This is a genomic window from Niallia circulans NBRC 13626, from assembly GCF_001591585.1.
In the GTDB taxonomy this organism is placed as follows: Bacteria; Bacillota; Bacilli; order Bacillales; family Cytobacillaceae; genus Niallia; species Niallia circulans.
Genome location: NZ_BCVE01000026.1, coordinates 52074 through 60934, shown reverse-complemented (window position 1 = coordinate 60934; position 8861 = coordinate 52074). Strand labels below are relative to the sequence as shown.

The 8861-nt window shown below is 44.1% G+C and carries 14 protein-coding genes; all 14 read left to right on the top strand.

All coding sequences use genetic code 11. The features are described 5' to 3' along the window. Positions 1-151 precede the first annotated feature (151 nt). Entirely contained in the window at positions 152-1120 is a 969-nt protein-coding gene (locus BCI01S_RS21805) for a tyrosine-type recombinase/integrase (protein WP_061801081.1), read from the top strand. Positions 1121-1380: 260 nt separating this feature from the next. After that, positions 1381-1770 (top strand): helix-turn-helix domain-containing protein, encoded by a 390-nt coding sequence (locus tag BCI01S_RS21800; RefSeq protein ID WP_061801080.1) that lies wholly within the window; start codon positions 1381-1383, stop codon positions 1768-1770. Positions 1771-2098: 328 nt separating this feature from the next. After that, positions 2099-2479 carry a DUF1642 domain-containing protein gene (locus BCI01S_RS21795; protein WP_061801079.1) on the top strand — a complete coding sequence of 127 codons (381 nt, stop codon included), beginning with the start codon at positions 2099-2101 and terminating at the stop codon, positions 2477-2479. A 95-nt stretch (positions 2480-2574) separates the two neighbouring features. Further along, positions 2575-2748, top strand: a complete 174-nt coding sequence (locus BCI01S_RS25465) for a hypothetical protein (protein WP_156485483.1) — start codon at positions 2575-2577, stop codon at positions 2746-2748. A gap of 2 nt (positions 2749-2750) precedes the next feature. Continuing rightward, entirely contained in the window at positions 2751-3083 is a 333-nt protein-coding gene (locus BCI01S_RS21790) for a hypothetical protein (protein WP_061801078.1), read from the top strand. After that, positions 3076-3483, top strand: coding sequence for a hypothetical protein (locus BCI01S_RS21785; RefSeq protein WP_061801077.1), 408 nt, complete (start codon positions 3076-3078; stop codon positions 3481-3483). Before BCI01S_RS21790 ends, BCI01S_RS21785 begins: the two co-directional genes overlap by 8 nt. A 114-nt stretch (positions 3484-3597) precedes the next feature. Then, positions 3598-3798: a hypothetical protein gene (locus tag BCI01S_RS21780; protein ID WP_061801076.1), complete on the top strand. Its 201-nt coding sequence runs from the start codon at positions 3598-3600 to the stop codon at positions 3796-3798. A 12-nt stretch (positions 3799-3810) separates the two neighbouring features. Continuing rightward, entirely contained in the window at positions 3811-4011 is a 201-nt protein-coding gene (locus BCI01S_RS21775) for a hypothetical protein (RefSeq protein WP_061801075.1), read from the top strand. Beyond that, positions 4008-4763, top strand: a complete 756-nt coding sequence (locus BCI01S_RS21770; RefSeq protein ID WP_061801074.1) for a hypothetical protein — start codon at positions 4008-4010, stop codon at positions 4761-4763. Before BCI01S_RS21775 ends, BCI01S_RS21770 begins: the two co-directional genes overlap by 4 nt. Before the next feature lie 2 nt (positions 4764-4765). After that, entirely contained in the window at positions 4766-5461 is a 696-nt protein-coding gene (locus BCI01S_RS21765) for a hypothetical protein (RefSeq protein WP_061801073.1), read from the top strand. Continuing rightward, on the top strand, positions 5458-6213 hold the full coding sequence (locus BCI01S_RS21760) for a P-loop NTPase family protein (protein ID WP_061801072.1): 756 nt from the start codon (positions 5458-5460) through the stop codon (positions 6211-6213). Before BCI01S_RS21765 ends, BCI01S_RS21760 begins: the two co-directional genes overlap by 4 nt. A 196-nt stretch (positions 6214-6409) precedes the next feature. Next, on the top strand, positions 6410-6628 hold the full coding sequence (locus tag BCI01S_RS21750) for a hypothetical protein (RefSeq protein WP_061801070.1): 219 nt from the start codon (positions 6410-6412) through the stop codon (positions 6626-6628). Beyond that, positions 6600-7181, top strand: a complete 582-nt coding sequence (locus BCI01S_RS21745; protein WP_061801069.1) for a YodN-related protein — start codon at positions 6600-6602, stop codon at positions 7179-7181. Before BCI01S_RS21750 ends, BCI01S_RS21745 begins: the two co-directional genes overlap by 29 nt. A gap of 214 nt (positions 7182-7395) precedes the next feature. After that, the gene (locus BCI01S_RS21740; RefSeq protein WP_061801068.1) at positions 7396-8742 is read left to right on the top strand and encodes an AAA family ATPase; all 1347 of its coding nucleotides are present in this window, start codon (positions 7396-7398) and stop codon (positions 8740-8742) included. Positions 8743-8861 lie beyond the last annotated feature (119 nt).

Genomic DNA, 8861 nt, shown 5'->3' with positions numbered 1-8861 from the left:
GGCGTCAATTGTCGAAATAGCAAACGTTGATATGACGAGCGATGTACGTAATTGTACGTCGCTTTTTTTCGTTCATTACGTACGATTTTGTCGATACGTCGAGTTATTGCGTAGTGCATACGATTATGACTACGGAAAGCGAGGCGTTAACATGGCGCGTAGAAGCAACCGAATCAATCCAGGCGCGCTCGAAACGGCGCAGGCACAAACGGAAATTCATGCGGAAGATTTCGAAACGTCGCTACATTTATTTCTGCGCGATTGTAAGATTCGCAATCTAAGCGATCACACGTTGAAGTATTACCGGAATGAGCTTACGGCGTTTCGGTCGATACTGGAAGCGCAAGACTTACCGACACATCCTTCGAAAATAACGCTGAAAGTGTTACGCGAAAACGTTATTTATTACATGATGACGGTGCAACAGCGAAAGGAAACGACGATTAATACGCGATTAAGGGCGATTCGTGCGTTTTTCAATTACCTTGCGAAAGAGAAAATGATTGCGGTCAACCCCGCGGAAGAATTGACGTTAATCAAAGCGAAGAAAGAAGTCATCGAAACATTTTCTCGGGAGCAATTACGGGATATCCTCCGCCAGCCCGATCAAGAAACGTTCACGGGATTTCGCGACTACACGATTTTAATGTTACTCGTTGAGACAGGTGTACGGGTACGTGAAATCACGGACATTGGCGTAAGGGATATTCGTTGGGAAGATTCGCAGATACTTATTAACGGAAAGGGTTATAAGGAGCGCCTGGTACCTATGCAAGCGACGATGAAGCGCCAGTTGAAGAAATACCTTGCCGTGCGCGGAGACGTCGTAAATGAGGCGTTATTTGTGACCGTAGACAATAAGCCGATTACCATTCGCCAGTTGCAGAATAGGATTGCGAAATACGGTCGTATGGCTAATATAACGAATGTGCGTTGTAGCCCGCATACTTTTCGGCATACATTCGCAAAGATGGCCGTGCAAAATGGCGCCGATGTATTTGCGTTGCAGAAGGTGCTCGGACATACTTCGCTCGAAATGGTGCGCAATTACGTGAATCTGTTTAGTTCGGATGTATTCGAAAGTCACAAGCGGTTTAGTCCGTTGGAAAAATTATTTTAATTTAGCGTCGACTCTCTACGGAGGGTCGGCGTTATTTTTTTTTGCGTAAAAAGTGCGCTAGATTGATTCGGTATCCTTACTATATAGTGTAGCGTAAATCACACGGAAGTTAATTTCGAAATTGGTGCGCGAAAAGTTATTCAGGTGCGTCAAACTAAGTAGAGAGTCACACGGAAGATATTTTCCGCAAAACTGCGCGACTTTAAAATGGCGCGGGTATTATTAATTGAGAACGTTAAGTCACACGGAAGGAGGACGAAATGACTAATCAAGATATTTACGTAAAGTTTCATAAACACGCATTAACTAGCGGTCTTATGGGAGCGTTAGGTGCAGAACGATGGCATACGTTATCTGCTTTGGCGTTATTCATGAACGATCGCGGCGAATGTTTCCCATCGCAAGATTTACTAGCGGAACACCTTAACGTAAGAAGAGAAACGGTGAACAGGCGAATTAAGTCACTATGTGATTTTCGCTGGAATGGGCATCCATTAGTTACGAAAGAGCAAACGAAACATCCGACTAAGAAAACGTACTTGCAAGTCAGATATTTAATCGGAAGAGAAAGCGGTTTTCAGTTCGGTAATAGAGCGCAAGAAGACAGTCCGTGTGACGCTGATATAGTAGACCGTGTGATGTATATGTAAGAAATCGTGTGACGTAAACCACACAGTAAGAAGAACCATATAACAAAATCCATTTAACAAGAAATAATTGCACCAAATAGAAAATCACTATTTGTTGCGAGTCTTATATTGCATAAATAATTACTTCAAAAAACATGCGATAAGAGGTGTGATAAATGAACACATGTAAAGATCAATCTCTTGTTTTGGGTTTTGAGATAACTTGCAAGAGATGTGGAGCCGATGATATACAATTTTCTTGCTTTTCAGATGAATACGAACAATATATCAACATTCATTGTAATAAGTGCGACAACATAGAAACCTATTATTAAAAGGAGGAATCGCAATGACCAACGTAAAACCAACGCTACCACGCGAAGTAGCCAACGCAATCGAATCTTTGCGAAATGAGGGACGAGATAACTATTCGATTATCCGCATAATTTTCGGAACACCAAAATCGCAGCTAGAAACGGATATCCAATCATTCGCCTATGAAATTTCCGGTAAAAAGAACGTTGACTTACTCATGAGCGCACTAATCAACGGATACGAAGTCGAGCAATCGCCCGAAGATAAATTGCGTGAGTATTACGATAAATTATCGGATGAAATGAATACACTACCTGCCGCCAGTCATTCTTGGTTAATTAGACACGCTGAGAGAGACGGAATTCACAAAGCGATACAAATTCTCGGAATCACAATCGACGGCATCAACTCATAGCCTTCACACGCTATGTGTGGCGCATACAGACGCGATGAATAGCACGGAATACAATAAGTCTCGGCGGCTAAAACAAACGGAAATGAGGCGGTAAAATGCACATTAAAATCGAATTGACAACGAAACAACATACCGATTGGGTGGACGATAAGGTTACGTTTGAAGATGATTGCGACTTTATCGAAATTAACCACCACAACGGAAGTACGTTTAGTATTCGCAAAACTGAATTGCGAAAAGTATTACACGTCTTATGTGAGGAGGAATGACGATGTTAACAACGGAACAACTCAACGCAATAAAAGAACGCGCGGAAAAGGCGTCATTAGGCGCCTGGACTGTCACACACAATACCGATATAGTTCGTGAAGACCCGATTGGTAGCGGATTTACAGACGCAATCGCTTTCGCAGATAGAAGTATTGATGCGGAATTCATCGCACATGCTCGCGAAGATATCCCAGCGCTCATTGCCGAAGTCGAAAGATTGCGAAAGGTAAACGAAAAGTATTTCGGAATTCTATCCGAATTAGAGTACCGAATTAATAAATATTCGCATTATGGACTCGAACAATATATCGAAGGGTGGGATAGCGATGACTAAACCGAAATTACCGCCCGCAACGGACTGGCGCGCACGAAATATCGCCGACTGGAACGTTAGCACATTCATCGCATTTATTACCGAAACGACAGCCGAACGCTACAACGCCGATTATCAGCCGGGCGGTCGAGGCGCTAAGTCAACGCGATGGGCGCGCGAACGTGGCATGCTGAAACAGGCGCAAGGGCGATACGGTAATGCGGTGTTGCGTCAATTCATCGAAATATGCTGGGCGGAATATCGCACGAACAAGCCGGACGAATATCCGTACCCGACATTTACGTTCATGTATTCGTATATGGATCGCAACTTTCAGCCGGCACAGTCGTCGGTGGCGAGGGAACAGCGCGAGGCGGAAACGGCGCAGAAATTCGAAGAAATTAGCGAAGATTGGTGGTGATTGCGTGGTCATATTCGTATTTTTAACTGGCGTGATAACCGGTGCAGTAGGAACGGTAGGACTAATTCGTCTAGGCATAAGGAACCGAAAATAAAACGAGTGGAGGTGAGCGGGATGGAAGATGAGTACGTAATACCTTTCGATGATTTAAGCGAGGAAAAGAAGGCGGAATTTAATAAATTGGCGGAAGAGTATAGTTACGTTTTGCAATTGATTTATTTGTTCATCGAAGTAAATAACGCTGATAATGACGAAATTTGGAATAAGGCGAATCAAAGATACGACGAAGACATGACATATGCACCAAACGAATAGGAGGAGAGCGGGATGGAAGAATTTCACACAGTAAAACGTAAAGCTCTTGTTGGAGAGCGTATTCTAATTACGCATGCGCAATTTATGGAAACGCGTTATGATGACGGCGATATTCTGACTGTAACAGATTCGGATAGTTACGGAGTGTACTCGGAAGATGCGCTAATTTTAGAGGATGAATACGAAGTTATTATCGGGGAGGAAAGCGCATGAAACAATTTCGCACAGTTAAACGCAGGGCTAAAGTAGGCGAACGCATATTGATTACGAATAAATACGATTGGGAACATCGGTATAAAAACGGAAATGTGGGCGAAGTGTTAGGCTTAGGCGTAGAGAGTGTATTCGTTCAATTCGAAGGAGTAAACGCAGGGGTAGCGGATTGTGAATACGAAGTTATTATCGAGGAAGTTAATCCGAAGGAGGAAAACGAAATGGAAACTAAGCAACTAACGGACTACTCATACGAAGAGTTACTGGACGCAATTAAGGCGAAGGCACAGGCGGAAGTTGTAATCAAATCGCAAAAGGAAACGGTAGTTCAATTTGGGCATTCGATTCAATTGAACGGAGAGGAAATCGCTAAAGCATTAAACCGATTAGGGAATGCGGCAAGACGTGCGTTAAAAACCCCGCAGCAACAACGCGATGAGATTATCGAACAGGCAAAGCGCGATGTGGTGGGTCTTAAAAATACGAAAGGAAACGGTAAACAATATTTCGTTAACGATCCGAATAGTTGGGATCCGTGGTCATGTAACGTTGAATTTATCGTCAATAAAGAAAAGCGTACGGTTGTCTGCCTCCTGCGTGGAGTCAGTAGCGGTAAAATTCGAGCAAAAGGAATCGCCAAGTGTGCGCCGACCGACTGCTTTAACGTTCATATTGGGCGTGCAATAGCGTTGCGCCGTGCATTAGGTTTAGACGTGCCTGCCGAATATTTAACAATCGATTGGAGTGAATAATATTGCCCGCAGGTTCCCCGCATAAAATTGTAAAGTTATATATAGATGGTGACCTATTCAATGCTAAAATGTGTACTGTTTGCAACGAAACAAAACCTTTATTCGATTTTTATCGAAACAGATTAGGGGTTGGTGGTCGAAATGCCAGATGTAAATCTTGCGAAAGTTCTGCAAAAGCAATTTACAGGAAACTTAATGAAGATAAAGAAAAATCACGTCATAAAAAATATCGTGTCGAAAACTACGATAAGTGCAGAAATGCTTCTGCTAAGTGGGCAAGAGAAAATCCTTTAGCAATGGCTGCGATTCAACATAGAAAAAGAGCTAAACATCTCGGATTGCCAGCGACCATCACTAAAAATGAATTAGGCGATATTTTAGATTCATTCCAAGGGAAGTGTGCGTTGAGCGGTGCAGAATCCAATTTAGTTTGGGATCATTTCATTACGTTATCTACGGGCAAAGTAGGTTCAGTAAAAGAGAATATGATTCTTATAGAAGATACTTTAAATAGGTCTAAAGGTGATAAAAACCCTTTCGAGTGGTTTAAATCCTACAATTCCCGATACAGTCTTGAAACTGTGAAGTTCGATAAACTAATTGACTATTTGGCTAAGGAAAACGATATGTCAAAAGAAGATTATATCAGATATGTAAATGAATGTTATGCAGAAAAAGAGAGGAGAGTGAGCGAATGACAACGAACGATCACGCAAGCAAATGCGTATTAGCCGACCGTTGCACCGTCGCGAACGGCAAATCGTGCAATTTCCAGTGCCCGCATTTCATCGCGACGAACAGCCGACTGCGAGCGAGTGGAGTGCCCAACGATTATAGACTCGTGACGGTAGCGAATTCGCCAGCAAGAGCGGAACAAGCGAAAGTATATAAATCGGTGGAGGCATACGTAGGAACATTCGAACGGCAATTCGATGATGTGACTGGCGACCGCATAAAATCGCTTTATCTTTACAGCGCAAGTCCTGGCACGGGTAAAACGACGACAGCAAGCGCGATCTTGAATGAATATTTAACGCAACATTATATCGGAAGTTTAAAGCGCGGTAGGCAGGCGCGTTCTCTTCCGGCTTATATGCTCGATGTCAACGCCTGGCAAACGTTGTTCAACGAGTTTAACCGCAGCAACATTCCGGCCGACATTGGCGAAGAGGCAAGCCGTCAGTATTATCGCCAAATGCAAGCAGCTAAGACGGCGCCGTTCGCAGTGCTCGACGATATTGGTGTCCGCAATGCAACCGAGGCATTCCGCGGCGACTTACATGCAGTAATTAATGCGCGTGTGACGAACGGATTGCCGACGGTGTACACTTCGAACTTGCCATTGGTGGAAATGGAACGAGTATTTGACGCGAGGCTTTACGATAGAATGCGCGATCAATGTGCCGAGTTGGGGTTCGTAGGGAAATCGCAAAGGGGGATGCGAAAGTGAAGAACGGGGATATCAAAGTAGGCGACAAATTAATCGCGGTGGCTTGGTGCGGTTTCCCCGACGGAACAACGAAGGGAAAGACATACACAGTTACGCAAGTTCATCCGTCACATAGCCAACTAATATTCAAAATAATAAACGATGATGGGCGTGAGGTGTTTCCGATTTCCACAACGTTCAGAAAGGAGTCCGTCGAATGACCAAGGATATAGTGTTTGAACGAAAATGCTTAATACAATTCGCGATTCAAACTGGATTGGGAGTCGGCGAAACCTTCCGTCATAGAAAAGAAGTAATTGATTCGTTCACATATAGTCGTATTGCAGTCGAAGTAAGTCTCAATGAATTATTAAACGCTATAGCTACAACGATAAGGAGGCAACCGAATGACCAACGAAAAGAAACCGCAATTTAACTTCGGCGATTTGGTCCGTGTCGCTGGCTACTGGCCGCAAGTATTCGTCGTAGATGGTCGACGCAAAGAACATTACGAATATCCCGACGAAGAATGGACCGAAATGGTATACGAATTGCATGGAGCATTTACGCTGGAATGGCTCGAAGCAGACGTCGAAGATTTAACGTTAGTTGCGCCGGCAGCCAACGCGGATGAATATTTAACCACGGTCGGACAGCCGACGATTGACTTGACGGATTACATGTCGCCATTAACCGAAAGAGAAAGCGAGATTATTGAGCGAGAGTTTAATAGAGGAATGGAGGAGATGCGCATGCTGTACGGGAAACAACCGAAGGAACCACGCAAGCCGACCGCAAGGGAATTGTCAGCGCAGGAAGCGGAAAGGCGAAAGGCAGCCCGAAAGGAACGCGCCGACCAAATCGATAACTTACTGGATATTGCGAATTGGAATCGTAAGAAGTTCGCGGAGACTGGCGAACAGGAGTATGCGGCAAAGATTGCGGAAGTGGAAGCGGAATTGAAGAAGATATGCGAAATCAAACGATGAATAAAAAAAAATATTAAAATGTGATATTTGGCCTAGTTCTGTGATTTGGGGTGAGTGGAACAGAAATCTAATGGTGGAACAATATACTTTCATATAAGAACAATAGCTGGTAAACAATGGATATTAAGGACAGCGATTTAGGCGGTATTGCCAAGAATAATCACTTGTTATAAAGTACTGATAAACGGATAAGCAACCGAAAGGAGCTGACGAAATGAGTCAACACGCAAACTTACTATTTTCGAAAATCATCGACGAAAATAACCCGCAAGCACTCGTCAAGTACGGCATCACCGAACGCGACCTGACAACGGACGGCGAGCGGGCAACCTATCGATTCATAACGGACTACTCGGCGAAAAACGGCGGCGCTGCACCTTCCTATGCGAACGTGGTGGCGCAATGCCCGTCGTTCAATTATACGCCAATGGTCAGCGATCAATACGAATATCTTGCGGGTAAAATCAAAGGGCAAGCAGCGAAAAATCACATAATCGACCTTGTAAATAGCGGCGAACTAGCGAAGAAACTCGAAGAAATTCCGAACGGAGTTGACGTGCTAAAGTGGTTGCAAGACGACCTATCATCGGCTATAATGAGAACAAGTGTTCGAAAATCAATTGGCCGAACGCTGACCGAAATTAAATCGGACGTCAAGGCGGAGTATGAAAAGCGCGCAGAAGGGAAATCCGCCAAGCGTTGGGACACGCCGTTTAAAGGACTTACGCAGGAAATTGGCGGATGGTTCAGCGGCGACATTTACGGAATCATGGGCGAATCAGGTCGCGGTAAATCATACCTTAGCGCAAAAATCATCGACTCATTATTGCGTCAAGGTGCGAAAGTTTTATGGAAATCTTACGAAGTAAAGGAATACGTTTCTATTGCGAGGTTAATATCTATCGCAACGGCAACCGACGAGTTATTGGTCGACGAATTAGGGCGTAAGGTAGGAATTCCGAACAAGAAAATCCTTAGCGGAAATTTAGACGATATTGTTCGCGATAAATTCATAGAAGTGATTGACACGCTGGATTCCTATTATCCGGGGCAGTTATTCTTTCAAGGGAAAAGCGGAAAGGAATTAACGAGAACACTCGACGATTTAGAACGCGAATTAATGCAAGGCGGAGTGGATGCGGTTGTTATCGACCCATTCTACGGACTGACTGATGTATATGGAAAGAACGCAAACAAAACGGCTGGCGGTGCGGCAGAATATGCGGCAACTAGATTCGAGCAGATAATCGGCGATCATGATGTCGTTGGCTTTTATACCGTGCAGGCGACCGTTGAGAAAAAACAAACCGATGATGCTGGCGAACGCGAGTTGAAAATGCCGACGCGTGACCAAGTGAAAACATCGAAACGATTGCTCGATATTGCGACGAATCTAATCGGATTTGACAGCGTAGAGAAGCAGCATATAGCGATGTTAGGTATCGAAAAGGGGCGTAATGGCGGAGAGGATTTTCGCTTGGAATTGACGGCATTATTCGATTATGGAGTGTTGCGAGAGTTGCCAACCGGTGAGGAAGCGGCGAAACAATTTGCATTTTAGGAGAAAGCGTTTATGGAAAAGAAGATTTGCAAAAGATGCGGGCGAGAATACCCGGACAGAAAGGTAGTTAGTTATTATTGCAGGGCATGTGAGGTAGTTGTACGTTATGAAAATAAATT

What these genes read in the sequence shown, in the direction of transcription:
- BCI01S_RS21805 (WP_061801081.1), top strand. Translation starts at nt 152, where the DNA reads ATGGCGCGTAGAAGCAACCGAATCAATCCAGGCGCGCTCGAAACGGCG.
- BCI01S_RS21800 (WP_061801080.1), top strand. Translation starts at nt 1,381, where the DNA reads ATGACTAATCAAGATATTTACGTAAAGTTTCATAAACACGCATTAACT.
- BCI01S_RS21795 (WP_061801079.1), top strand. Translation starts at nt 2,099, where the DNA reads ATGACCAACGTAAAACCAACGCTACCACGCGAAGTAGCCAACGCAATC.
- BCI01S_RS25465 (WP_156485483.1), top strand. Translation starts at nt 2,575, where the DNA reads ATGCACATTAAAATCGAATTGACAACGAAACAACATACCGATTGGGTG.
- BCI01S_RS21790 (WP_061801078.1), top strand. Translation starts at nt 2,751, where the DNA reads ATGTTAACAACGGAACAACTCAACGCAATAAAAGAACGCGCGGAAAAG.
- BCI01S_RS21785 (WP_061801077.1), top strand. Translation starts at nt 3,076, where the DNA reads ATGACTAAACCGAAATTACCGCCCGCAACGGACTGGCGCGCACGAAAT.
- BCI01S_RS21780 (WP_061801076.1), top strand. Translation starts at nt 3,598, where the DNA reads ATGGAAGATGAGTACGTAATACCTTTCGATGATTTAAGCGAGGAAAAG.
- BCI01S_RS21775 (WP_061801075.1), top strand. Translation starts at nt 3,811, where the DNA reads ATGGAAGAATTTCACACAGTAAAACGTAAAGCTCTTGTTGGAGAGCGT.
- BCI01S_RS21770 (WP_061801074.1), top strand. Translation starts at nt 4,008, where the DNA reads ATGAAACAATTTCGCACAGTTAAACGCAGGGCTAAAGTAGGCGAACGC.
- BCI01S_RS21760 (WP_061801072.1), top strand. Translation starts at nt 5,458, where the DNA reads ATGACAACGAACGATCACGCAAGCAAATGCGTATTAGCCGACCGTTGC.
- BCI01S_RS21750 (WP_061801070.1), top strand. Translation starts at nt 6,410, where the DNA reads ATGACCAAGGATATAGTGTTTGAACGAAAATGCTTAATACAATTCGCG.
- BCI01S_RS21745 (WP_061801069.1), top strand. Translation starts at nt 6,600, where the DNA reads ATGACCAACGAAAAGAAACCGCAATTTAACTTCGGCGATTTGGTCCGT.
- BCI01S_RS21740 (WP_061801068.1), top strand. Translation starts at nt 7,396, where the DNA reads ATGAGTCAACACGCAAACTTACTATTTTCGAAAATCATCGACGAAAAT.